At 69.0% G+C, this 22173-nt stretch carries 20 protein-coding genes; 13 read left to right on the top strand and 7 right to left on the bottom strand.

Annotated features, from left to right (window positions below):
• Positions 1-94: 94 nt before the first annotated feature.
• From EZ313_RS02890 to EZ313_RS02880, 3 genes are all read right to left on the bottom strand, one after another.
• Complete coding sequence (locus EZ313_RS02890; protein WP_135261708.1) at positions 95-982, bottom strand: fructose bisphosphate aldolase; 888 nt, start codon at positions 980-982, stop codon at positions 95-97.
• Between the two features lie 66 nt (positions 983-1048).
• On the bottom strand, positions 1049-1648 hold the full coding sequence (locus EZ313_RS02885) for a hypothetical protein (protein ID WP_135261707.1): 600 nt from the start codon (positions 1646-1648) through the stop codon (positions 1049-1051).
• 387 nt (positions 1649-2035) lie between these two features.
• Positions 2036-3064, bottom strand: coding sequence for a hypothetical protein (locus tag EZ313_RS02880; protein WP_135261706.1), 1029 nt, complete (start codon positions 3062-3064; stop codon positions 2036-2038).
• Between the two features lie 212 nt (positions 3065-3276).
• Here EZ313_RS02880 and EZ313_RS02875 point away from each other — a divergent pair, with 212 nt between their 5' ends.
• On the top strand, positions 3277-4707 hold the full coding sequence (locus EZ313_RS02875) for an amidase (RefSeq protein ID WP_135261705.1): 1431 nt from the start codon (positions 3277-3279) through the stop codon (positions 4705-4707).
• 31 nt (positions 4708-4738) lie between these two features.
• A complete protein-coding gene (locus EZ313_RS02870) occupies positions 4739-5161 on the top strand; it encodes a universal stress protein (protein WP_135261704.1) in 423 nt (140 codons plus the stop codon).
• Positions 5162-5194: 33 nt separating this feature from the next.
• Here the strand turns inward: EZ313_RS02870 and EZ313_RS02865 are convergent, their stop codons facing one another.
• Both EZ313_RS02865 and EZ313_RS02860 read right to left on the bottom strand, forming a co-directional pair.
• Complete coding sequence (locus tag EZ313_RS02865) at positions 5195-5725, bottom strand: DUF1007 family protein (protein ID WP_167772483.1); 531 nt, start codon at positions 5723-5725, stop codon at positions 5195-5197.
• Positions 5722-6684 carry a cyclase family protein gene (locus EZ313_RS02860; RefSeq protein WP_135261702.1) on the bottom strand — a complete coding sequence of 321 codons (963 nt, stop codon included), beginning with the start codon at positions 6682-6684 and terminating at the stop codon, positions 5722-5724. The genes EZ313_RS02865 and EZ313_RS02860 overlap by 4 nt, the downstream gene beginning before the upstream one ends.
• A gap of 259 nt (positions 6685-6943) precedes the next feature.
• Here EZ313_RS02860 and EZ313_RS02855 point away from each other — a divergent pair, with 259 nt between their 5' ends.
• Genes EZ313_RS02855 through EZ313_RS02830 form a run of 6 tightly spaced genes read left to right on the top strand, consistent with a single transcriptional unit; the run spans position 6944 to position 13140 of the window.
• Positions 6944-8251 carry an ABC transporter substrate-binding protein gene (locus tag EZ313_RS02855; RefSeq protein WP_135261701.1) on the top strand — a complete coding sequence of 436 codons (1308 nt, stop codon included), beginning with the start codon at positions 6944-6946 and terminating at the stop codon, positions 8249-8251.
• Between the two features lie 10 nt (positions 8252-8261).
• Positions 8262-9158 carry a branched-chain amino acid ABC transporter permease gene (locus EZ313_RS02850; RefSeq protein WP_135261700.1) on the top strand — a complete coding sequence of 299 codons (897 nt, stop codon included), beginning with the start codon at positions 8262-8264 and terminating at the stop codon, positions 9156-9158.
• Positions 9159-9165: 7 nt separating this feature from the next.
• The gene (locus tag EZ313_RS02845; protein ID WP_135261699.1) at positions 9166-10128 is read left to right on the top strand and encodes a branched-chain amino acid ABC transporter permease; all 963 of its coding nucleotides are present in this window, start codon (positions 9166-9168) and stop codon (positions 10126-10128) included.
• Positions 10125-10937, top strand: coding sequence for an ABC transporter ATP-binding protein (locus EZ313_RS02840; RefSeq protein WP_240788514.1), 813 nt, complete (start codon positions 10125-10127; stop codon positions 10935-10937). Before EZ313_RS02845 ends, EZ313_RS02840 begins: the two co-directional genes overlap by 4 nt.
• Positions 10934-11587 carry an ABC transporter ATP-binding protein gene (locus EZ313_RS02835; RefSeq protein ID WP_135261698.1) on the top strand — a complete coding sequence of 218 codons (654 nt, stop codon included), beginning with the start codon at positions 10934-10936 and terminating at the stop codon, positions 11585-11587. Before EZ313_RS02840 ends, EZ313_RS02835 begins: the two co-directional genes overlap by 4 nt.
• Complete coding sequence (locus tag EZ313_RS02830; protein WP_135261697.1) at positions 11584-13140, top strand: class I adenylate-forming enzyme family protein; 1557 nt, start codon at positions 11584-11586, stop codon at positions 13138-13140. Before EZ313_RS02835 ends, EZ313_RS02830 begins: the two co-directional genes overlap by 4 nt.
• 225 nt (positions 13141-13365) lie before the next feature.
• Here EZ313_RS02830 and EZ313_RS02825 read toward each other — a convergent pair whose 3' ends face one another.
• Together EZ313_RS02825 and EZ313_RS02820 are read right to left on the bottom strand one after the other, a co-directional pair.
• A complete protein-coding gene (locus EZ313_RS02825; protein WP_135261696.1) occupies positions 13366-14757 on the bottom strand; it encodes an MmgE/PrpD family protein in 1392 nt (463 codons plus the stop codon).
• 3 nt (positions 14758-14760) lie between these two features.
• A complete protein-coding gene (locus EZ313_RS02820) occupies positions 14761-15705 on the bottom strand; it encodes a LysR family transcriptional regulator (RefSeq protein ID WP_135261695.1) in 945 nt (314 codons plus the stop codon).
• Between the two features lie 147 nt (positions 15706-15852).
• Here EZ313_RS02820 and EZ313_RS02815 point away from each other — a divergent pair, with 147 nt between their 5' ends.
• The 5 genes from EZ313_RS02815 to EZ313_RS02795 all read left to right on the top strand — a co-directional run bounded on the left by EZ313_RS02815 (position 15853) and on the right by EZ313_RS02795 (position 21660).
• Entirely contained in the window at positions 15853-16833 is a 981-nt protein-coding gene (locus tag EZ313_RS02815; RefSeq protein ID WP_135261694.1) for a tripartite tricarboxylate transporter substrate-binding protein, read from the top strand.
• Positions 16834-16891: 58 nt separating this feature from the next.
• Positions 16892-18001, top strand: coding sequence for an aldo/keto reductase (locus tag EZ313_RS02810; RefSeq protein WP_205960319.1), 1110 nt, complete (start codon positions 16892-16894; stop codon positions 17999-18001).
• A gap of 66 nt (positions 18002-18067) precedes the next feature.
• The gene (locus tag EZ313_RS02805) at positions 18068-19735 is read left to right on the top strand and encodes a UGSC family (seleno)protein (RefSeq protein WP_135261693.1); all 1668 of its coding nucleotides are present in this window, start codon (positions 18068-18070) and stop codon (positions 19733-19735) included.
• Positions 19736-19744: 9 nt separating this feature from the next.
• On the top strand, positions 19745-20683 hold the full coding sequence (locus EZ313_RS02800; protein WP_135261692.1) for an NAD(P)/FAD-dependent oxidoreductase: 939 nt from the start codon (positions 19745-19747) through the stop codon (positions 20681-20683).
• Positions 20680-21660, top strand: coding sequence for a Bug family tripartite tricarboxylate transporter substrate binding protein (locus EZ313_RS02795; protein WP_135261691.1), 981 nt, complete (start codon positions 20680-20682; stop codon positions 21658-21660). The genes EZ313_RS02800 and EZ313_RS02795 overlap by 4 nt, the downstream gene beginning before the upstream one ends.
• Positions 21661-22173: the final 513 nt, after the last annotated feature.

Genomic DNA, 22173 nt, shown 5'->3' with positions numbered 1-22173 from the left:
TGCTGCGCGCCGAAGCGCCCTGCCTGGAGGATGGCCGACACGGTCTTCTGGTTGCGCCGCTCTTCTTTGCGCGACCCGTGCAGGCACCAGATGCCTATGTGCCCGAGGCCTGGTAGATGCTGGCGATGGATGCGTCCAGCGCACGGTTGAACTCGTGCTCGCTCTGCTGCGCGGTGAGGCCTTCGGTCAACGCCCGTGAAAAGCTCGCGATCACGCCGTGGTTGCGCGCCAGCAACCTGCACGCCTCCTCGCGCGAATAGCCTCCGGAGAGGGCGACCACGCGCAACACGTTCGGGTGCTCCACGAGATCCGCATAGAAGTCGTCGGCAGAGGGGATGGTGAGCTTCAGCATGACCTGCTGCCCCGGCCCGAGCGTCTCGAGCTGCTTGAGGATGGCCGCCTTCAGCAGCCGCTCGGCGCCCGGCTTGTCCGGAGCATGGATGTCGACTTCCGGTTCGAGGATGGGCATGAGGCCGGCTGCCAGGATCTGCTTTCCGATCGTGAACTGCTGGCTGACGACGTCATCGATGCCCCTGGCGTCGGCCTGCTTCACGACGGAGCGCATCTTGGTCCCGAAGACGCCCTTGCCTTTGGCCCGCGCAAGCAGGGAGTCGAGGTTCGGAATCGCCTTCATCACCTGCACGCCGTTCGCCTCGTCGGCCAGGCCTTTGTCGATCTTCAGGAATGGGACGACCTGCTTGACGGACCAGAGGTAGTCGGCGCTTGCGCGTGCCTCGATCTCCCGGTCCATCGTCTGTTCGAACAGGATCACGCCCAGGATGCGATCGCCGTTGAACACAGGGCTCGTCATGATCCGCGTGCGCATCGCGTGCATCAGGTCGAACATCTGCTGGTCGCCCGAATAGGTCTCGGGTCCGATGCCGTACAGGCGCAGCGCCTTCGGCGTGCTGCCCCCGCTCTGGTCGAGCGCGGCAATGAAGCCCGTGGCGGACTTGACCTTCTCGTACTGCTGCGGATTCATGGCAGTTCCCGGAGTGAGTCACGGGTCCATTTTGCGCACGAGAAGATCAATCCCGCCAATCCTGGGTCAGCCGGCGGCTCGCACACCGATCGCCTGGCGCCGGTAGGAGCACCAGGTCATCAGGAGCGTCATGCCCATGAATCCGCAGGCGATGAACGCCGGGTAGGCCATGACGATTTCGGTCAGCGAGTATTTCCAGTTCAGCGGACGGCCCACGCCCAGCGCGGCGGCATAGAGCCACGACACGCCGGAGACCGCGCCGGCGAGCACCGCGAACTGGCGCATCGAGGGAGCCAGGTGCAGCATGCAAGTGACACGCTGGAGCGCCGGCAGGACGATCCGGTGCAGGGCGAAGCCGTTGAGGGTCAGCAGCACGACGATCGCGATCTTGGCCTGCAGCTTCGGATTGAGCAGCACCGGGGCGCCTTTCGCCCAGACATCCATCCCGACGAGCATGGCGCCGGTGATCCACAGCGCCAGCAAGGCCCGGCTGACCACCGTCTGCAGCCCTTCGAGGTGGTCCTGCTCGACGGTGACCTCATCCGCGCGCAGCAGGCTTCGAACCATTCGAAGGTCGCTCATGAAGACCGTGCCGATCGCAATGCAGCAGGCCAGCAGGTGGAAATAGACGACGCCCATTCGCGCCAGATCGAAATCGAACATCATGCTTTCGCTCCTTTCACCGACGCTCGGCCGGGACATCGAGAGACGGGAACAACAGATACCAATGCGATCCCGGACCGTGGTCGGAACGGCCGATGCTCACATCGCGGAAAAAACGCTTCCACTGGCGATGCGGCCGCTCGTGCGGCCGCGCCAGCTTGGCGGCTCATAGCAGTTGCTTTATTTGGACTTCGCCGGCGCGGCCGTGTCGGCCGGGGCGATCGGCAGCGGCACCGCACGGATGCCTTCCGAACTGTGCGGTGGCCTTGAGCCAACCCAACCAGGTCCCTGTTTGTGGCCGCGACTTTAGATGAAAAAGAGCATCTAAATAGGATCGGATATGTGTCCGACCACGACCTGCGGGTATAGCGAGCCTACTCGGCCGTCAGCCTAGTTGCCCGTTCCCCCGACGACGGCACCGCTCAGCAACGACTCGAGCCGCCGTTCCAGCTCGCCGAGCACACGCTGGACGTTGTTGTCGTCGTCTTCGTCTTCGTCGTCGTCATCGTCATCGTCGTCGGGGTCCTGTGGCGGCGGGGCGGGTGGGGGCGCGGGTGCGGCTGGGGCGGGAGGTGTCAGCGCAGGGGGTGCTGCCGGCAGCGGCACCGGTGCCGGCGCGGGTGTGGGTGCAGGTGCCCCAGCACCTTGCGCCACCGGATCAGCTTGCCGTACGCCGATGGCGAAGAAGCCGATCACCCGGTCCGGCCGCAGGGCCAGGGCCACGAGTCGCGCCGGGGCGGACGCCGTGTCGAGGTAGGCCACGCCCGAGATGCTGGTCCCGTTGGCGTGGGGGCATGCGGCTCCCGAGTAGGTGAGCGACGCATCGAACACGTTCCGGCCCGATGGCCGGGGCGACAGGCGGCCGCCCAGCGTGCATTGCGCGGAAGCGGCCCAGGTGAACTGGCCGGAACTGTCGACCGTGACCTGCCCGGCGGCGCCGATGGCGTAGGTGCCCGCGAGTTCCGCGTTCGATGCCGCCCTCTCGTAGTTGACGTCATAGGAGAGCAGCAGCCGCGTTCCCGTCGAGGCCGTTGCGTCGATGGTGGATTTCTCCTGCACCGTGCCGTTGAAGACAGCGTCGGCCGCAGTGTCGTCGAGCAGCGAGTATTCCGTCAGCGTGGCGCTCAGGTTGCCGCCCGCCGTCGCCGTGCTCCCTTGCACGGCCCCGACAGGGCTGTCGCCGTCGGAATACAGGCCCCAGGTCTGGCCGTCTTCGAGGATGACCGCATCGACCCTGAAGCCGGACGAGGTCTGACCGGTCCAGCGCCCCTCCGCGGTGTTCCTGGCGGCCAGGCCCTGCGCTTCGGGCGCGCCGCCTTCGCCGCTGCCTCCTTCGCCCCCGCCTCCTCCCCCGCCGCATCCAGCCACCAGCAAGGTGACCACGGCCGGCATGAGACTGCGCGGATTCCTGAACTGCATGGCGCGCTCCGAAGGGAGCATCACGTTACGGCGGCGCGCCCACTGCGGTCGACAGGGTTTACCGGCGATTGCACCCGTAACGGCACGCCACACCTGCCCGGCGCGCGCCGCTCGAAGGTTGATGCACGGCTGAGCACCTGCCCGGGGTAATCCCGCCGGGCCGCCCGGACCCCGCGTGCTAGCCTGCCCTTCGCCCGCTCCGCAAGGACCGCATGACTGCCTTCCCCGCCAACCTTGCCGACGCGCCGGCGCATCGCCTGGCGCGCCTCTTCGCATCGGGCGAGGCCTCGCCCGTCGAAGCCTGCAGCGCGGTCCTGGCTCGCATCGAACGCTTCAATCCCGAGTACAGGGCCTTCGTGTGCGTCGACGCGGAAGGCGCGCAGGCGGCGGCGCGTGCCAGCGAGGCGCGGTGGCAGGGCAAGCGCCCGCTCGGGCCGCTGGACGGCGTGCCTGTGTCCATCAAGGACCTGATCCTCACCAAGGGCCTGCCCACGTTGCGGGGCAGCTTCACCATCGACGAGAGCCAGCCGTGGGACATCGATGCGCCCGTCGCGGCCCGCTTGCGGGAGGCCGGCGCCGTCCTGCTGGGCAAGACCGCGACGCCCGAGTTCGGGTGCAAGGGCGAGACCAATTCGCCGCGCACGGGGTTCACGCGCAATCCGTGGAATCCGGCGCGCACGCCGGGCGGCTCATCGGGCGGCGCCGCCGTCGCGGTGGCGCTCGGCATGGGGCCCATCGCGGTGGGCACGGATGGCGCCGGCTCGGTGCGCATCCCGGCGGCCTTCTGCGGCAACTTCGGCCTGAAGCCGAGCTTCGGCCGCGTTCCCGCGTATCCGCTGTCGCCTTTCGGCACGGTGGCGCACCTGGGGCCGCACACCATGGACGTGCGCGACGCGGCGCTGGCCATGAACGTGCTCAAGCGTCCCGATGCGCGCGACTGGACCTCGCTGCCGCCCGATGACGACGACTACACGGCCGCCCTCGAACAAGGCTTCGCCGGGCTGCGCATCGCCTGGTCGCCGCGCCTGGGCTACGCCCAGCAGGTGCACCCCGAGGTCGCGGCCGGCGTGCTGGCCGCGGTGCGCTCGCTCGAGGCCGCGGGTGCGCGCGTCGAAGAAGTGGACCCGGGCGTCGAGGACCCGCTGGAGATCACGACCGGGCTGTGGTTCGTCGGCGCGTGGACGGTGTGGAACACGCTCACGCCGCAGCAGCAGGCGCGCACCGACCCGGACTTTCGGGCGCAGGCGGAGCTGGGCAGCCGGTTGTCGGCGCTGCACGTGCAGCAGCTGCACATGCGCCGCGGGGCACTGGGATCGCATATGCGGCAGTTCATGGAGCGCTACGACCTCCTGGTCACGCCCTCCGTCGCGGTGCCCGCCTTCGAGATCCGCCCGCCCGGTTCCGTGCCCATGTCGTCGCAGGCGATGCTCGCCTGGACGCCGTTCAGCTATCCGTTCAACCTCACGCAGCAACCCGCCTGCACGGTCCCCTGCGGCCTGACGGCCGACGGCCTGCCGATCGGGATCCAGTTCGTCGGCCCGATGTTCCGCGACGACCTCGTGCTGCGGGCCGCGGCAGCGCAGGAGGCGATCCGGCCGATCCCGCGACCACCCGTCGCCGTGGACTCGGCACGGCCAGCTTGACCCTCGCGGCACTTACCAGTGGAGACAGCCCATGAAGATCCTGCTTGCCTGCGACGGCAGCGAATACACCCGCAAGATGATCGGATACGTGCTGAACCAGCGGGGGCTGTTCGACCAGAGCCATGAGTACACCGCGTTCAACGCCCAGATCCCACTGCCGAACCACGCAGCTTCCGTGGTCGGCAGCCATGCCACCCACGCCTACTACGAGGAAGAGGCGCGCAAGGTGATCGACCCCGTCGTGGAGCGGCTGCAGGGCCAGGGGCTGCGTGCCACCAGTGCCTGGAAGGCCGGCCCGCTGGGGGAGACCATCGCCGACTTCGCGCAGAAGCACGGCTTCGACCTGATCATCATGGGTTCGCACGGCCATGGCGCGCTCGGCCGGCTGGTCATGGGGTCGGTGGCGAACCGGGTGCTGGCGCACTGCACGGTGCCGGTGCTGCTGGTCCGCTGAGCAGATGCAGGCCGTAAGCGGACATCCGTCTCCTCAGTCCTTGCACGACCAGCGCGCTGCCGCGGCCCCGGCTTGCGCGGCGGCGCCGGCTTCTCCGCAGCCGCGCACGACGGGAACCGCGGCGAATCCGGTGGTCCAGTACCACGTCGGATCCGCGCAGCGCAGCGACCAGTCGCGGCCCACCATCGGTTCCCCATCGGCGCGCAACTCGACCGTGAGCTGGAGCTGCTCGCCGACCACTTCGAGCTGAGGCTCGCCGGCGCGAAGCGGCTGCGGGCGTCCGTCCGCGTCGGCGGAGAAAAGCCAGTTCCAGCGGGCCATCTGCATCTTCAGCGCGAAGGCGAGCCGGCCGCTGCGCTCCGGGTCGAGACTGCCGGTGTCCGGATCGCGCACCAGCGCGATTGCCTGCGCCGAATGCGCGGGGTCCATCACCAGAGTCCCGCGCAAGGACTGCAGGGCCCCGCCATCCATCTGCACCTCCGCGTGGCAGGCGAGCTGGCCATGCGGATGCGCGCGGGCGGCGGCTGCCGCCAGCAGCAGCGCCGCCGCGAGCGGGCGTTTCACCGGATCGCCACCGGATTGATGATGGCCTGCACGCCGCCCGTGATGCGGGAGTGGCCCAGCACGAACATGAACTCCCACGCGCGGTCCTTGACCAGCTGTTCGGTTTGGATGTTCTCCAGGATGTAGATGCCGTTGCGCGGGATCAGGATCTGGTGGACCTCGAAGACGCCGGCACCTTGCTCGAACGGGATGACCTCCAGGGCCCAGGTGTCCGCGCCGACCGCGATCACCTGCTTGCTCGCGAGCCACTGCGCCCCGTCTCGGCCCAGTCCGGGTTCGGCCTTCACGAACCGCGCCGGGTCGCTCGCGGCGATCTTCTGCCAACCGGTGTGGAACAGCACGACGTCGCCGCGGCGGATCTCGATGCCTTGCCGCTTGGCCTGCTCCTCGATCTCCGCGCGGTTGAACGCCTGCCCCTCGCGCATCATCTCGACGCCGAAGAACGCCGCCATGTCCAGCACGACGCCGCGCGTGACGAAGGGCGGCACCTTCTCGATCCCGAGCTTGGTGAGGCCGCTGGCCTGCACGAAGTCGCTGTTGCGCAGGCAGTTGTAGTAGACGTTGTCCACCCCGATGTGGCCGAGCCCGTCGATCTGCGTGCCGGTGCCGACCCAGCCGGTGTAGATGTCGTCGTTGTAGTTGGTCTTGGTCGACCCGAGCGAGCCACCTCCGGCCTGGCCGGGCTGAAGCACCGTGAGCGACCACGTGCGCGGTGCGAAGGCCGGCGTCTTCGCGTTCGTCTCGCCGCCGAGCGCATACGTCTTGCCCGTGCGCACCAGGCGGGTGGCCGCCAGCGCGAGCTCCGGCGTCAACAGGTTCGCCGCGCCGATCTCGTCGTTGGGTCCGAACTTGGAGCGGCACCAATCGGGCGCCGCAGGGGCCTGCTGCGGGAAGGCGCTGCCCGCGAACGCAAGTGCGAGGCCCGCGGCGGCGAGGCGGATGGTTTTCGGCATGCGCATGTTCCTCTCCTTCGACTGGTTAAGGCCGGACGGCCGCCGCCATGGTGGAACGCTGCGGCGCGCGGTGGAAGCTGAACGAACCCATGGATAGGGATACTCCTAGTGCGGCTGCGGTGGGCAGGTCCGAGAGTCCGCTTGTCCGACCCAGCGCGAAAGGATTCGCCCCCGTGTCGACGGCCGCTGCCCCCTGCCATGGACGAGCACCCGCAGCTCGACCTTTGCCTTCCACCCCCACGTGCATCACGAAGGAGACAAGCTCATGAGGATCCCGTCATCGCGTTCCCGTCGTGCCTGGCGCGGCGCCGTCGCCGCCGCCGGCCTGGCGCTCGCCGCCCTGCCCGCGCTCGCGCAGGAAACGTTCCGCCTCGGCATCGTCAGCTTCCTCTCGGGTCAGGCCGCCGAGAGCTTCGGCGTGCCGGCGGTGAACGGCGCCAAGGTGGTGCTCGATGCCTTCAACAACGGCAAGGCGCCCGCGCCCTACAACAAGGTCGGCTTCGGCGGCATGAAGATCGAGCCGGTGTACCTCGACGAGAACGGCGGCGCGACCAAGCAGGTGCAGGAACTGCGCAACCTCTACGAGCGCGAGAAGGTCGACGCCGTGGTCGGCTACGTCGGGTCGGGCGACTGCCTGGCGGTCGCGCCCGTCGCCGAGGAGATGAAGAAGTTCCTGATCCTCTACGACTGCGGCACGCCGCGCATCTTCGAGGACGGCAAGTACAACTACGTGTTCCGCACGGCCTCGCACGCCGCCATGGACAACGTGGCGCTGGCGCGCTACCTGAAGTCGCGCAACGTGAAGGTCGAGAAGTTCAACATGATCCACCAGGACTACGCCTGGGGCCAGGACAGCCGCAAGGATTTCATGCTGGCCATGGAGCACCTGTACAAGGGCGCGAAGGTCGACGCCGACCTGCTGCCCAAGTTCGGCGCCGGCCAGTACGGCACCGAGGTGTCCGCGCTGCTCGGCAAGCCCGCCGACATCCTGCACTCGAGCCTCTGGGGCGGCGACCTGCAGGCGTTCGTGCTGCAGGCCGGCGCGCGCGGCGTGTTCCAGAAGCAGACGCCGGTGCTCTCGGCCGCCGACCACGTCCTGCCGGGGCTGGGCGAGAAATTCCCCAACGGCGCGATCATCGGCGCGCGCGGCGCGTACGGCCTGATGTCGCCCAAGTCGGCGCTGAACGACTGGTGGTGGGACATCTACTCCAAGGCCTACAACGTGTACCCGGTGCAGGCTCCGTACCGCATGGTCCAGGCCCTGCTCGGCCTGAAGCTCGCGGCCGAGAAGGCGATGGCGGCCAACGGCGGCAAGAAGCCGACCCCGGAGCAGCTCGCGGCGGCGCTCAAGGGCAGCAGCTGGGAGTCGCCCGCCGGCACGATCCGCATGGCGCTGGGCGACGGCCACCAGGCGATCCAGGACACCGCCATCGGCCGCACCAGGTGGGACCCGGCGAAGAAGATGGTCGCCATCGAGGACATCCAGCGCTTCCCGGCGGAATGCGTCAACCCGCCGGCCAACATGAAGACCGAGGACTGGCTCAAGGCCGGCATGCCCGGCGCGAAGTGCTGAGCGCGGCCCGGTGAACCTGGCCCTCACGATCTTCTTCGACGGCATCACCTACGCGTCCTGGCTGTTCATCGTCGCGCTGGGGCTGACGCTGGTGTTCGGGGTGCTCAAGATCCTGAACATCGCGCACGGCAGCTTCTACGCGGTGGGCGCCTACGCGGGCGCCAGCCTCGTCGCGTGGCTGGTGTCGATGAAGGTGGCGCCGGCGCTCAGCGTGGTGGCGCTGGTGCTCGCGGCGGCGGGCGTCGCCGCGCTGCTGGCGCCGCTCACCGAACGGGGCCTGCTGCGCATGTTCTATGCGCGCGACGAGGTGCTGCTGGTGCTGGTCACCTACGCGCTGTTCCTCATCCTCGAGGACGTGACCAAGCTGCTGTGGGGCGTGCATCCGTACTACGCGGCCGACACCTACCAGGCCTTCGGCAACGTCACGCTGGGACCGCTCACCTACGTGGGCTATGACCTGATGCTGGTGTTCGTCGCCGTCGCCTGCGGCGCGCTCAGCTGGTGGGTGTTGAATCGCACGCGCCACGGCAAGATCGTCAGCGCGGTGATCCACAACGCGGAGGTCGCGGGCAGCATGGGCGTGAACGTCTCGCGCGTCTACACCTGGGCCTTCGTGGCGGGCGTGTTCCTGGCCGCTCTCGGCGGCGCGCTCACCGCACCGATGATCTCGGTGCAGCCCGGGCTGAGCGTGGGCGTGATCGTCGTCAGCTTCGCCGTGGTGATCATCGGCGGGCTGGGCAGCATCGAGGGTGCCGCGCTCGGCGCGCTGGTCGTCGGTCTCGCGCGCGCGGCGTCCGTCCACCTGTTCCCGGCCGCGGAGCTGTTCAGCATCTACGTGGTGATGGCGATCATCCTCGTCTTCCGTCCGGAAGGCGTGTTCCAGCGGGTGCAGGCCCGCAAGATCTAGGACGCGCATGGCTCCTTCCTCTTCCTCCGGCCGCACCGCCGCCGCGGCCGCCGCCGCGCTGGCATTGCTGCTCGCGCTCGGCTGGGTGCTGCCGCGCTGGCTGGTGTCGCTCGCCACCCTGGCCTTCTCCCACGGGCTCGTGTCGCTGGGCATCGCGCTGATGATGCGCAGCGGCGTGGTCCCCTTCGGCCAGGGCCTGGTGTTCGCCGCGGGCGGATACGCCGCGGCGCTGCTGTTCAACAAGGCAGGCGTCACCGACATCCTGCTGCTGTGCGCGGCAGGGGGCGTTGCGGCCTTCCTGCTCGCCGCACCGTTCGCGCCGCTGCTGGCGCGCTACCGCGGCATCTTCTTCGCCATGCTCTCGCTGGCGCTCTCGATGGTGCTCTACGGCTTCCTGATGAAGACGACGGCGCTCGGCGGCTCGGACGGCTTCAACGTCACGCGAGCGACCCTGTTCGGCTGGAGGGCGCCCGACGCGACGGTGCACTATTTCCTGTGGGCCGTGACGGCGGCGGTGACCTGCCTGCTGGCCGCCCTGGTGCGCATCTACTGGGACTCGCAGCGCGGCCTGCTGTCGCTGGGCGTGCGCGAGAACGAGCTGCGGGTCGAGTACCTCGGCACCTCGGTGTCCAACGTGGTCGCCTGGAACTACCTGCTGGCCGCCGCGCTGGGCGGCGTCGGCGGGGCGCTGACGGTCGTCACGCTCGGCCACATCGACCCGAACTTCAGCTACTGGACGACGTCGGGCGAGTTCGTGTTCGTCGCCATCCTGGCCGGTTACCACAGCGTGATCGCGGTGATGGCTGCCTCCTTCCTGCTGGAACTGGTGCGCTCCTTCTCCAGCACCTACTTCCCCAACACCTGGCAGCTCGCGCTGGGCCTTTTCCTGCTGCTGGTGATCCGCTTCCTTCCGGACGGCCTGGGCTCGCTGCTTCAGCGCCTGCCGGTGTGGCGCAGGAGCGCCGCATGAGGATGGCCCATCCCCACGTCCCCGACCCGGGCTCGCCGGTGCTCTCGGCCCGCGGCCTGACGCGAAGCTTCGGCGCCGTGCAGGCCGCCGCCGACGTCAGCATCGACGTGCAGCAGGGCGAGCGCCTGTGCCTGATCGGCAGCAACGGCGCGGGCAAGACGACGTTCGTCAACATGGTCACGGGCTACCTGAAGCCGACCTCCGGCAGGATCCACCTCGCGGGCGAGGACGTGACGCACCGCTCGCCGCGCGAGATCACGCGCCGCGGCGTGGCGCGCTCCTTCCAGATCCCGCAGCTGTGCCTGCACATGACGGTGCTGGAGAACATCCTCACGGCCCTGCACTGCAGTGGCGCCCACGCGCATTTCCTGCGGGCGGCGCGCGACGCCGGCTCGCTGGCGCGCTGCCACGAACTGCTCTCCAGTTTCGGGCTTGCCGCGCACGCGCAACGGCCGGCGCGCGAACTGCCGGGCGGCGTGCGCAAGCTGTTGGACATCGCGATCGCGCTCACCGGACACCCCCGGCTGCTGCTGCTGGACGAACCCACGAGCGGCGTGAGCGCCCAGGAGAAGTTCGGCACGATGGACACCGTGGTGCGGGCGATCGAGACGCACCAGGACCGCTCGCCCGTGACGGTGGTGTTCGTGGAGCACGACATGGACATCGTCCGGCGCTACGCCACGCGGGTGGCGGCCTTCTACAACGGCCGCGTCATCGCCGACGGCGCCTGCGACAAGGTGCTGGGCGACGCCGACGTGCGCAAGTACGTGACGGGCTCGGCCCGCTCGCGCGAGGGAGCGCAGGCATGATCGCGCTCCAGGACGTCCGCGTCGCGATCCAGAACGTCGAGGTGTTGCGCGGCTTCACGCTGCACGTTCCCTCCGGCAAGCTGGTGGGCCTGGTCGGACGCAACGGCGCCGGCAAGACCAGCGTGATGCGGACCATCATGGGTCACCTGCCGCTCCTGGGCGGCTCGGTCGCCGTGGATGGAACCAACCTCTCCGGCGCCCCGCCCCACCGGCGCGTGGCGCTGGGCATCGGCTACATGCCGGAAGACCGCGGGCTGGTGCCGGAACTCACCGTCGAGGAGAACATCTGCCTGCCGCTGTGGGTGGCGCCGCAGCTGCAGCTGCATCAACGCCTGTCGTTCGTCTACGGCATCCTGCCCGAGCTGCTCGACATGCGCGAGCGCAAGGCGCTGCTGCTGTCCGGCGGGCAGCAGAAGCTGGTCGCACTGGCGCGCGCCCTCGGCGTCGGCACGCGCGTGCTGCTGCTCGACGAGCCCTTCGAGGGCGTCGCGCCGGCCTTGTCGCAGCGCCTGTCCGAGGTGGTGGGCCAGCTGCGCGGCTCGGGGCTCACGGTGCTGATCAGCCAGTCGGACCTGAACCACTCTCGCTCGCTGCTCGACCAGGAAGTGGTGATCGAACGCGGCGCGAACGTCAGCGCGGCGGTTGCATGAACCTTCGCCATGAACTGCATTTCGGGGAGCGGATGGTGCGCTGCTTCGCCGAGCGGTGGCCGCACCTGCCCGCGATGCTGGCCGATGCGGCACGGTCGCGTGAAGTGGAAGCCCTCGTCGATGGCGAGCGGCGCTGGAGCTGGGGCCGCCTGCACGAGGACAGCGGGCGCATCGCCGCCGGGCTCGCGAAGCTCGGCCTGCGACCCGGCGACCGCGTGGTGCTGCTCGCGCCCAATCGCGCCGAGTTCGTGCTGGCGGCGTTCGGCATCCTGCGCCTCGGCGCCGTCGTCGTGCCGGTCAGCATGCGGGAGGCCGGGCCGGGCATCGCCTACATCGTGAACCAATGCGCCGCCTCGCTGGTGATCGCCGACCCTGCCGTCGCCGGCCTGGTGCCCGAAGGCGTGCGGCGCGTGCTGCTGCCGGGCGGTGCGCCACGGGACGGCTGGCTCCCGTTCGAGGACCTGCTCGAAGGACCGGCAGACTGGATCGACGCCGCACCCGGCGAAGAGGAACCGGCGGCGCTGCTCTACACCTCGGGCACCACCGGCGCGCCGAAAGGGGCCGTCCTCACACACTTCAACCTGGTCCATTCGGTGCTGCACTACAAGCACATGCTCGGGCTGCATGCGGGCGACCGGGGCCTGCTCGCGGTGCCCGCCTCGCACGTCACGGGCCTGGTCGCGCTGATCCTGGCCATGGCGGGCTGCGGCGGCGCGCTGGTGCTGCTGGCCGAGTTCAAGGCGGCCGCCAGCCTGGCGCTGCTGGCGCGGGAGCGGGTCACCTGCACCCTGATGGTTCCGGCCATGTACGCGCTGTGGCTGCGCGAACCGTCACTGGCGGACACGGACCTCTCCTCGCTGCGCGTCGCCGGTTTCGGCGGCGCGCCGATGGCGCCGGCCACCATCGAAGGCCTGCAGCGCAGCTGCCCCGGCCTGCGCCTGTTCAACGCCTACGGCGCCACCGAGACCAGCTCGCCCGCCACGATGACGCCGCGGGACGGCACACGCCTGGACGCTGTCGGGAAACCGCTGCCCTGCGCCGACATCCGCGTGATGGACGACGAGGGGCGCGAGGTGCCACGCGGCACCGCCGGCGAGGTCTGGATCGCCGGCCCGATGGTCGTGCCGCGCTACTGGGACAACCCGCAGGCAACCGCCGCCGGCTTCATGGCGGGCTACTGGAAATCCGGCGACATCGGGACGATGGACGCGGACGGCTACCTGCGCGTGCACGACCGCAAGAAGGACATGATCAACCGCGGCGGCTACAAGGTGTTCTCCGTCGAAGTGGAGAACTGCCTGCTGGCGCATCCGGCCGTCGCGGAGGCGGCCACCGTCGGCGTGCCCTGCCCGGTGCTCGGCGAGCGCATCCACGCCTTCATCTACGCGCCGGATGCAGGCGACCGTGAGGCGCTGCGTCGCGAACTGGCGGCCCGGTGCAAGGACGAACTCGCCGACTACAAGACGCCCGACTTCTGGACCTGGCTCACCGAGCCGCTGCCGCGCAATGCGAACGGCAAGGTGATGAAGAGGACGCTCCGGGAACGCACCTGACGCCGGTCGCGCTTCACGGCCCGGCGCCGCTGTAGTCCGTCGGATTGCCGTACAGCCTCTTCCAGGTTTCGAAGTCCAGATGCGGGCCAGGGCCGGTCCTGTATTGCTGGTACCTGGCCTGCAACTCTGCCTGCGGTCCACTGGGTGGCGAAGGGGTGCCGGGAGCAGGCGCCCCAGGCGAGGCACACGCCGCCAGGGCGCCTGCTGCGATCGTGAGGATCGATCTCATGAGTGCTCCTTCAAAAACGTCCCTGGCACGGTCAGCATCGGCACGAGCGCGCGGACATCCGGCAGCTTCGCAATGCCGTCGAGCGCTTGCAGGAACCGTTCGGTCTGCGCAGCCGAAGGCGCGTGCGGCGCGTAGGCCAGACAGTCGTTGAAGCGGGCCAGGTGCTGCGAATCGTCCAGTTCCGCACCAGGGAAACCCGGCGGGATGTCGAGTAGACGCAAGTGCGTGCGGCCGTCGTTGGTGGTCACGCTAAGGTCGACGGCGGCGTGACCGCGCGCGTCCAGTTTTTCGTCGGCCACGACGCGTATGCGGCCGATCATTTCGTGCACGGCGGAATCATGCACCTGCGACGGCGCGAAGTGCTGAAGACGCGAGGACTGCCGCACGAGCGCATTCGCCACGCAATAGCCGGCGTTGAACTGTGCATCGACGCGCGGGTTGGCGCCGACCTGGAACGGGTGCCCCACCAGCCGGTGCGCGTACGGCGGAAGGCGCACCTCGGCACTGCGCACATCCGACGGGCGCAGGCACAGCTCGGAAACCAGGCCCAGCGCCAGCTCGGTGACGCCTTGCGTCACGCCACAGCTGGGGTACTTCTTGAAGACGACGTTGTGGACCTTCCAGCTTTCGCCCAGGCCGGCCGTCACGGATTCCGGCTCCAGCGTTCCGCGTCCGTACAGGTGGGCGAAACCGTAGTGGCCGCCGAGGAAATTGACCGGCCCGGTGATGCCGCGCCGCGCCATCTGCGCGGACTGGACTCCTGCTTCCGCCACCCAGCCTTGCACGATCCGCACGCCCAACGAGCCATCCACGTGGCTCTGGAAGCTGCCGCCACACCGGTTGAACGCCAGCGCCAGCGCATGCAGCGTCTGCTCCTGCGTGAGCCGCAGGATGCGCGCGGCGGCCGCAGCCGCGGAGAAGACCACCACGATGCCGGTCGGGTCGAAGCCGTCGTACTGCGCCTCGTTCAGGTTCAAGCGTGAGCTGAGTTCCGCGCCGGCCACCAGGGCGGCCATGAACTCCTCGCCAGGACAGCCGCCGGCAAGTTCCGCCGCCGCCAGGGCTGCGGGGAACAGCGCGGCGCCGATGTGGGGCCCGGGAGCCATCGCATCGCAGAAGTCCAGCGCACGGCACATCGTGGCGTTGAACTGCGCCGCCGCGTGCGCCGGCAGCTTGTCGCCATAGACCAGTGTCGTCGCCTGCCCGCTGCCCCCAGCCTCCTTCAGGAGTTCGCGCAGCGCCAGCACGCCATCTTCCGCCGCTCCGGCGAATCCGGTTCCGGTCACTGCCATCACCATCCGGCGCACCACCCGCTGGGCTTCCGGCGGGACGTCTTCGATGCGCAAGCCGCAGACGAAGGCGGCCAGCTTCTGTTCCAGTTTCGCCATCACTTACCCCTGCCTGGCCGCAGCCGCGTTGCGGCGGTTGATCTCCGTTCCGTTCGAACCGGCCACCATCTCCTGCCACACCCCATCGAAGACCTCCGTGAACGCCTGCTCGACCACGGACATCGGCCGGTAGCGGTTTCGCAGGATCTTCACCGGCAGCTTCTCGCCGGACTGGAACGGCCGCACCTCCAGGCCCGCGAGCAGCCCACCGGCGATCGCCACCTGGTCCACCACGGCCACGCCGACCCCGGCCTGCGCGAACCAGCACGCCGTGGTGGAGCTCGTGCATTCGAAGTCGCGGTGCATCTTCGCCCCCGCGGCGCCGAATGCGCGTCGAAGAGTCTGACCGAAAGGCACGGACTCCGGCGACGAGATCACCCGCTGCCCGACCAGGTCGGCCGGGCGGATCAGCTTCTTCCTGGCCAGTGGCTGGTCGCTGCGCATGACGCAGGCCAGCCCGCACTGGTAGCTCTTCACCACCGACAGGTTCGGGTGATCGTGCGGGGCCAACGCGATGCCCAGGTGCGTCGACCGCTCCAGCAGGCTCTGGTTGATGATGTCGGGCGCCACCACCTGCACGCGGCATTGCAGCCGCGGCACTTGGACGTACAGCCGGGCGACGGCGCGCGAGACCAGATAGGGCGCGAGGCTGGCCGAACACACCAGCCGCAGGCTGGCGCTGGTCGGCTGGGCCAGCTCGCGGCTGGTGTCGCGCACCTTCTCCACGCCGTGCCATAGCTGGTCGATCTCCGCATAGAGCCGGTGCGCCTCGGGCGTCGGGATCAGCCGTCCCTTCACCCTCTCGAACAGGGTCAGTCCGCTTGCCCGCGCCGCCTGCGCCAGCACCTTGCTGATGGCGGGTGGCGAGACATGGAGCAGCTCGGCCGCGCTGCTGACGCCGCCGGCGAACATCACGGCACGGAAGACCTCCATCTGGCGCAGGTTCATGACGGTGGCAAGTCGTTAACCGCAGTCTAACGACCGGGTCATTCTTTTCAATTGCCCGCCCCCTCTCGCCTAAGCAGAATCGAGGCGACAAGAAGCGTTAACCCCGAAGCCCTCGGGCGAGGCGCACCATCCCCCAGGAGACAAGACATGTTGCAGCAGACCCGCAGGCGCTTCGTCGCCTCGCTCGGCGCGGCGTCCGCCGTCCTCGCCGCTCCTTCGCTGGTGCGAGCGCAGGCGAAGCCGCTCACCATCATCCTCACCGTGCCGCCGGGCACCTCTTCGGACACGCTCGCACGGATGCTGGGAGACCGGATGCGGGCCAGGCTCAACCGCACCGTCGTGGTCGAGTCCAAGTCGGGCGCCGGCGGCCTGGTGGCGATCCAGCACCTGCGCAACTTCGATGCGGACGGCTCGATGCTGATGATGGCGCCGAACTCGGCCGTGTCGCTGCTGCCGCTGTTTGCGACCAAGCCGACCTTCGACTACGAGAAGGAACTGATGGCCGTGGTCGAGTGCGCCTCCGCCCCAATGGCGTTCACCGTGCATCCGGATTCGGGCGTCAGGACGCTGGCGGAGTACTTCGAATCCGTGCGGAAGGACCCCAAGCGCGGCTCCATCGGTGTGCCCAGCCCCGTCAGCATGGGCGCGCTGGTGATCCACCAGCTGGGCAAGCAGCTCAACCTGCCGCTGCAGGCGGTTCCGTACCGCGGCGGTTCGCCGCTGCTGGCGGACCTCCTGGGCAACCAGATCCCCGCCAGCGGCTCCATCCTGCCCGACTACCTGGAGAACCACAGGGCGGGCAAGCTGCGCGTGCTGGCCCATGCCAGCGAGAAGCGCTCACCGCTCGCGCCCGACATCCCCACGATCACCGAGGCCGGTTATCCGGGCTACGTTGCGGTCACGTCCTTCGGCCTGTACGCGAAGGCAGGCACGCCGGCCAACATCGCCAGCGACTACGCCGCGATGGTTACCGAGGCGCTCGGCACCGCTCCCGTGGTCGAGGCACTGCACAAGATGGGGCTGGTTCCGGTGGGCGGAACGCCGGCCGAGTTCCACCGCAAGGTGCTGGCCGACCGGGCCCGCTGGGCGCCGGTGATCAAGGACTCCGGCATCAAGATGGACGCATGAGCCCTGCCCGGCCGCCCGAAAGGGCTCGCACCGCAGTTCGCAGGACGGAGGTTTCCCAATGAGCGAAAACCTGCAGCAGCGCGTCACGGCCATCGGCCTGACGCCCAGGACGGAAGGCAACGGCATGCAGTACCGGCACGTCGGCCGATCCGGCCTGGTCGCCTCCGCGATCGGCGTGGGCTGTTTCCCGTTCGGCGGCTACGTCCCGCAGGACGGCGTCCAGCGGGTGGTGGACCAGGCGCTCGACCTGGGCATCAACTACTTCGACACAGCCAACAGCTACGGCATCGGAAAGTCCGAGGAGGCGCTGGGGCTGGCGCTGCGCGGCAAGCGCGCGCAGGCGCTCACCGCGACCAAGTTTGGCAACCGCATGGGCGACGGGCCGAACGACACCGGCGCCTCGCGCATGGCGGTCGTGCGTGCGTGCGAGGACAGCCTGCGGCGGCTGCAGACCGACTACATCGACCTGTACCAGCTGCACTGGCCCGACCACGGCACGCCCATCGACGAGACGCTGCGCGCACTGGACGACCTGGTGCGTGCGGGCAAGGTCCGGTACATCGGCGCTTCCAACATGTTCGCCTGGGAACTCTGCGAGGCGCACCACATCGCCGAGCGGCAGGGATGGGCCCGGTTCATCTCCGCGCAGGACCACTACAACCTGCTGTACCGGGACATCGAGAAACGCTTCGAACCCTTTTGCGTGAAGTACGGCATCGGCATGACGCACTACTTCCCCCTGGCGGCCGGCATGCTCACGGGCGTCCACAAGCGCGGCGCCATCGCGCCGGGATCGCGCCAGGACAAGAACCCGAACACCGCCGCCTGGCAGTCGGAGCGGAACTGGGACGTCACCGAGAAGCTGCAGGCGTTCGCACAGGAGCGGGGCTGGACGCTGGCCCAGATGTCGCTGGCCTGGCTGCTTCAGCGCCCCGCCACTTTCACGGTCATCGCCGGCGCCGACCGGCCGGAGCACCTGGTGGACAACGTCAAGGCGCTGCAGGTCCGCTTCACGCCCGAGGACCTCGTGGAGATCGATCGCATCACGCTGGTCGACGAGGACCGCTCGGTCGCTCCGCCCTACCGCCTGCTGCGGCCCGAGAAGGTGCACGAATTCGAACCCATGCAACGCGCGCGCGCCGGCGCTCCCAGCCGGGCGGCGCACTGACACGGCCGCGGTTCGAACCGAGCCGATGATCACCCACATTTGCGAACCTGCAGAGGACACCCTGCCATGCTGACCACCGTCAAGACCGCACCGATGCTCACGGTGCACAACCCCGTGGGCTATCCGCCGAAGATCAGCCGCAAGCAGCCGGCGCCGCGCTTGTCCAGCCTGGACGGCAAGACGATCTACCTGATCGACAGCAAGTTCGACGATTCGGTGGAACTGCTCAAGCAGGTGCAGGCGTGGTTCGCAGCCAGGATGCCGGGCGTGCGCACCGAGCTGCGCCAGATGGCGAGCTACTACGGCAAGGACGACCCCGACCTCTGGAACGAGATCAGGAGCCGCGGCCATGCCGCGATCATCGGCGTCGGCCATTGCAGCACGTGCTCGCCCGCGGTTTCCACGCACGCGATCACGCTGGAGTCACAGTACGGAGTGCCCACGGTGGCCCTGCATACGGACAAGTTCGTGAAGGTCGCCCAGTCGGTCACCCGCATGGGCGGGCTGCCCCAGGCGCCCACCGTGTTCGTGCCGCAGCCGGTCATGGGCAAGAGCCCGGAGGAACTGCGCGCCTACGTTGAGGGGCTCGATCCACACAGCGGCAAGCCGGTGATGCAGGCCATCGTCGAGGGGCTGACCCAGGGGCTCGCCGCCAATGCAGCCGGCGACGAACCCTACGCGCGCAGCACGCCGCGGCTGGAGGAGCCCGACACCGAGGACAACCTGCGCGCGCTGTTCGAGCGCAACCGCTGGACCGACTTCCTTCCGATCGTGCTGCCCACCGAAGAGCGCGTGGCCGCCATGCTGAAGGGCACCAGCCGCAGGCCGGACGAGGTGGTCGGCCGCATGCAGCCGACCCCGAACCGCGGGCTCTGGGAGTACACGGTGGAGAAGGTCGCCGTCAACGCGGTGATGGCGGGAGCGAAACCCGAATACTTCCCGATCATCCTCGCGCTGGCGTCCACCGGCATCAGCGCCCGCGGCAGCACGTCGAGCTCGGCCTCCACGATGACGGTGGTGAACGGCCCGATCCGGCATGAGACCGGCATGAACTTCGGCATCGGTGCGATGGGGCCCTACAACCACGCCAATGCCACGATCGGGCGGGCGTACTCGCTGCTGTCGCAGAACCTCCAGGGGGGCTCGGTTCCGGGCGAAACCTTCATGGGTTCGATCGGCAGCAACTACACGTACAACGGCATCACCTTCGCCGAGAACGAGGAGCGTTCGCCGTGGGAGCCGCTGCACGTGCAGAAGGGCTTCTCTCGCGACGCCAGCACCGTCACCGTGTTCCATGGATGCCGCTCGACCACGTTCAACCTGGGGCTGCGCAAGGACCACTGGCGCGAGCACGTGAAGGACATGCTGCTGGGCACCGATGCGATCACCGCGCCCGTGCTGGTGCTCGATCCGATCACGGCGCGCCAGTTCGTGGAGCGCGGCGGCTTCGACACCAAGCAGAAGCTGATCCGGTGGCTGCACGAGACGGCGGAGATGCCGGCCGGCCGCTACTGGGACCTGCAGCTGGTGCAGAACTACATCTACTCGCGCGCGACTTTCGGGCCTTCCGAGTCGCCGAAGGCGAAGTACGTCGGCGTTTCGGCGGATACGCCGGTGCGCATGTTCGAGGAAAAGGACATCAACGTGGTCGTGACCGGCGGCGAAGCCAACGGCTACTGGCAGATCATGGGCGCGCACCACAAGGCGACAGTCTCGGTCGACGAGTGGCGCTGAGGCCGGGCGATGCCTGAGACCGATCTGGCCATCATCGGCGCCGGCGTGGCCGGCCTGACGGCCGCCGCCGAGGCGGCGCGCCTGGGTCTGCGGGTGCTCGTGATCGAACGCATGGGCGCCGGCGGCCAGGTGATGAACGTCGAGCGCATCGACAACATGCCGGGCTTTCCTGCGGGCATCTCGGGTTTCGAGCTCGGCCCGGACCTGCAGGAGCGCGCCGAGGCGGCCGGTGCGCAGTTCATGCTCGACACGGTGCAAGGCTATTCGAGCGGCGCTTCCGGCCACGTCCTGCACTGCGAGGGCCAGGACATCGCCGCGCGTGCCGTGCTGGTGGCGGCGGGCTCGCGGCGCCGAGCGCTGGGAGTGCCGGGCGAGGACCGGCTTGCCGGCCGCGGCGTCTCGCATTGCGCTTCCTGCGATGGGCCGCTGTTCCGCGGCCAGCCGGTGTGCGTGGTCGGCGGTGGGGATTCCGCCTTCGGCGAGGCCCTGGTGCTGGCCCAGCACGTTCGCGACGTGCTGGTGGTGTTCCGCGAGAAGCAACCGCATGCCCAGACGGCCCTGCGAGAGGCGGTGGCCGCGCAGCCGCGCATCGCGCTCCAGGCCGAGACCGAGGTCGTCGGGATCGTGGGCGAGGACACCGTCGCCGGGGTCATGCTGCGCGACCGCTCGGGCAGCGTACGCGAGGTCGAGGCCGGCGGCGTGTTCGTCTATGCAGGACTGCAAGCGGAAACGGAATTCCTCGGTGGCGCGCTCCGGCTCGACGCGGACGGCCGGATCGTCACCGACACAAGCTTCGGCACCTCGGTGGCGGGCATCTTCGCCGCCGGGGACATCCGCTCCGGCGTGCCCTACCTGCTGGCGGCCGCGGTGGAAGAAGGCCGCTCGGCGGCACAGGCGGCCTTCCGCTATCTGAGCGAAACCACACTCGACAAGGAGACAAGGCAATGATCAAGCGACAGGCACTCGCGGCGCTGCTCGGACTGGCGCTGCTTCCCTTCACGTTCGGCGCGGCGGCGGCCGATTTCCCCGTCGCCAACAAGCCGGTGAAGCTGGTGGTCGGCTTCCCGGCCGGCGGCGGCACCGACCTGCAGGCACGTCTCGTGGCGCAGTACCTTTCGCCGCTGCTGGGCGTGCCGGTGATCGTCGAGAACCGGCCCGGCGCGGGCACCATGCTGGCCGCCACCGAGGTCGCCAGGGCGCTCCCCGACGGGCACACGCTGCTGTACACGCCCGCCTCCACCCTGTCGCAACTGCCGCACACGCTGGCGAGCGTCAAGTACGACACCTTCAAGGACTTCACGCCGGTGGCGCAAGGCGCACTCGGCCCGCTGGTGCTGGTCGTGCACAAGTCGGTGCCGGCGAACAACGTGCGTGAACTGGTGGCGTACGCGAAAGCCAATCCGGGCAAGCTGAACTACGTCTCGCAAGGCGTCGGCACCCCGGCCCACATCTTCGGCCAGGTGTTCTCGAAGCACGCCGGCATCGAGATGGTCCACGTGCCCTACAAGGGCGCCAACGACGTGGCCAAGGACTTCATCGCCGGACGCGTGCACCTGCAGTTCGCCTCCTCCTCCGCCGCGGTCGCGCTGGTCAAGTCCGGCGAGATCAGGATGCTTGGCGCGGTCGCACCGAGGCGCAGCTCACTGTTTCCGGACCTGCCCACCATGGGCGAGCAGGGCATCGCGGGCATCGACATCGAAAGCTGGATCGGCTTCGTCGGCCCCGCCGGGATGGACCCGAAGGTGACCACCCGCCTCAGCGAGGCGATCGGCCAGGCGCTCGCAACACCCAAGGTTCGCGACGACTTTCGCACCGGCGGTGTGGAGGCCAAGTGGCTGGGCCCGCAGGAGTTCGCCGGGGCCATCCGCGAGTCGTACCAGCTGTGGGAGAAGGCGCTGGCCGCGATCAACTTTCAGAAGGAGTAGGCGGGGGAGGAGCTCGTCGGCCTCTTGGCAGCTGCGGAGGCCCACGTTCGTTGCACGCTCCCTTACAGCTTCGCGCGCTTGTTACGGGCATGGACGAGCAGCTTGCGAGGAGACTTCCTACATCCGGGTCGGCACAGACCTACACAGGTAGGACATGGTTGAAGACCGAGACGAGGGGCCAGCCGGTGCCTCGGCTGCGGCGGAGTACGAGGGATGAGTCAAGCCTCTGGCCTGCGGGTCAGGGGCTTTTCTCTTTGCGGAGCTCCCGCGGGGTTGGTCCGAGCGATCGAGGCACGGCAGGCCCGTGCGCACAGCTTACAAATGCGCACTGATCGAAACGTGGTTCACCGGCGGGTCTGCCAGTGTTCCGGGATGTGGCATCAACTCTCTTTCTCGAGGGGCGAGCTTCTCAAGATGGTCGCGAGACATCCCCGCGCTGCCTGGGGAGTTGCAGTCCTCGCATGTATCGCCTTCTGGGCCGTGGTGGCGACCGTCGTCGTGACCTGAGCGCGT

This window comes from Ramlibacter henchirensis, assembly GCF_004682015.1.
Taxonomy (GTDB): Bacteria; Pseudomonadota; Gammaproteobacteria; order Burkholderiales; family Burkholderiaceae_C; genus Ramlibacter; species Ramlibacter henchirensis.
The sequence above is the reverse complement of the archived record's forward strand: the minus strand, read 5'-3'. Positions and strand labels throughout refer to the sequence as shown.

Coding starts and splice junctions, on each gene's coding strand:
- EZ313_RS02800 (WP_135261692.1), top strand. CDS start 19,745: ATGCCTGAGACCGATCTGGCCATCATCGGCGCCGGCGTGGCCGGCCTG.
- EZ313_RS02875 (WP_135261705.1), top strand. CDS start 3,277: ATGACTGCCTTCCCCGCCAACCTTGCCGACGCGCCGGCGCATCGCCTG.
- EZ313_RS02815 (WP_135261694.1), top strand. CDS start 15,853: ATGTTGCAGCAGACCCGCAGGCGCTTCGTCGCCTCGCTCGGCGCGGCG.
- EZ313_RS02805 (WP_135261693.1), top strand. CDS start 18,068: ATGCTGACCACCGTCAAGACCGCACCGATGCTCACGGTGCACAACCCC.
- EZ313_RS02835 (WP_135261698.1), top strand. CDS start 10,934: ATGATCGCGCTCCAGGACGTCCGCGTCGCGATCCAGAACGTCGAGGTG.
- EZ313_RS02810 (WP_205960319.1), top strand. CDS start 16,892: ATGAGCGAAAACCTGCAGCAGCGCGTCACGGCCATCGGCCTGACGCCC.
- EZ313_RS02890 (WP_135261708.1), bottom strand. CDS start 982: ATGAATCCGCAGCAGTACGAGAAGGTCAAGTCCGCCACGGGCTTCATT.
- EZ313_RS02855 (WP_135261701.1), top strand. CDS start 6,944: ATGAGGATCCCGTCATCGCGTTCCCGTCGTGCCTGGCGCGGCGCCGTC.
- EZ313_RS02830 (WP_135261697.1), top strand. CDS start 11,584: ATGAACCTTCGCCATGAACTGCATTTCGGGGAGCGGATGGTGCGCTGC.
- EZ313_RS02885 (WP_135261707.1), bottom strand. CDS start 1,648: ATGATGTTCGATTTCGATCTGGCGCGAATGGGCGTCGTCTATTTCCAC.
- EZ313_RS02845 (WP_135261699.1), top strand. CDS start 9,166: ATGGCTCCTTCCTCTTCCTCCGGCCGCACCGCCGCCGCGGCCGCCGCC.
- EZ313_RS02820 (WP_135261695.1), bottom strand. CDS start 15,705: ATGAACCTGCGCCAGATGGAGGTCTTCCGTGCCGTGATGTTCGCCGGC.
- EZ313_RS02860 (WP_135261702.1), bottom strand. CDS start 6,684: ATGCGCATGCCGAAAACCATCCGCCTCGCCGCCGCGGGCCTCGCACTT.
- EZ313_RS02840 (WP_240788514.1), top strand. CDS start 10,125: ATGAGGATGGCCCATCCCCACGTCCCCGACCCGGGCTCGCCGGTGCTC.
- EZ313_RS02825 (WP_135261696.1), bottom strand. CDS start 14,757: ATGGCGAAACTGGAACAGAAGCTGGCCGCCTTCGTCTGCGGCTTGCGC.
- EZ313_RS02870 (WP_135261704.1), top strand. CDS start 4,739: ATGAAGATCCTGCTTGCCTGCGACGGCAGCGAATACACCCGCAAGATG.
- EZ313_RS02880 (WP_135261706.1), bottom strand. CDS start 3,064: ATGCAGTTCAGGAATCCGCGCAGTCTCATGCCGGCCGTGGTCACCTTG.
- EZ313_RS02795 (WP_135261691.1), top strand. CDS start 20,680: ATGATCAAGCGACAGGCACTCGCGGCGCTGCTCGGACTGGCGCTGCTT.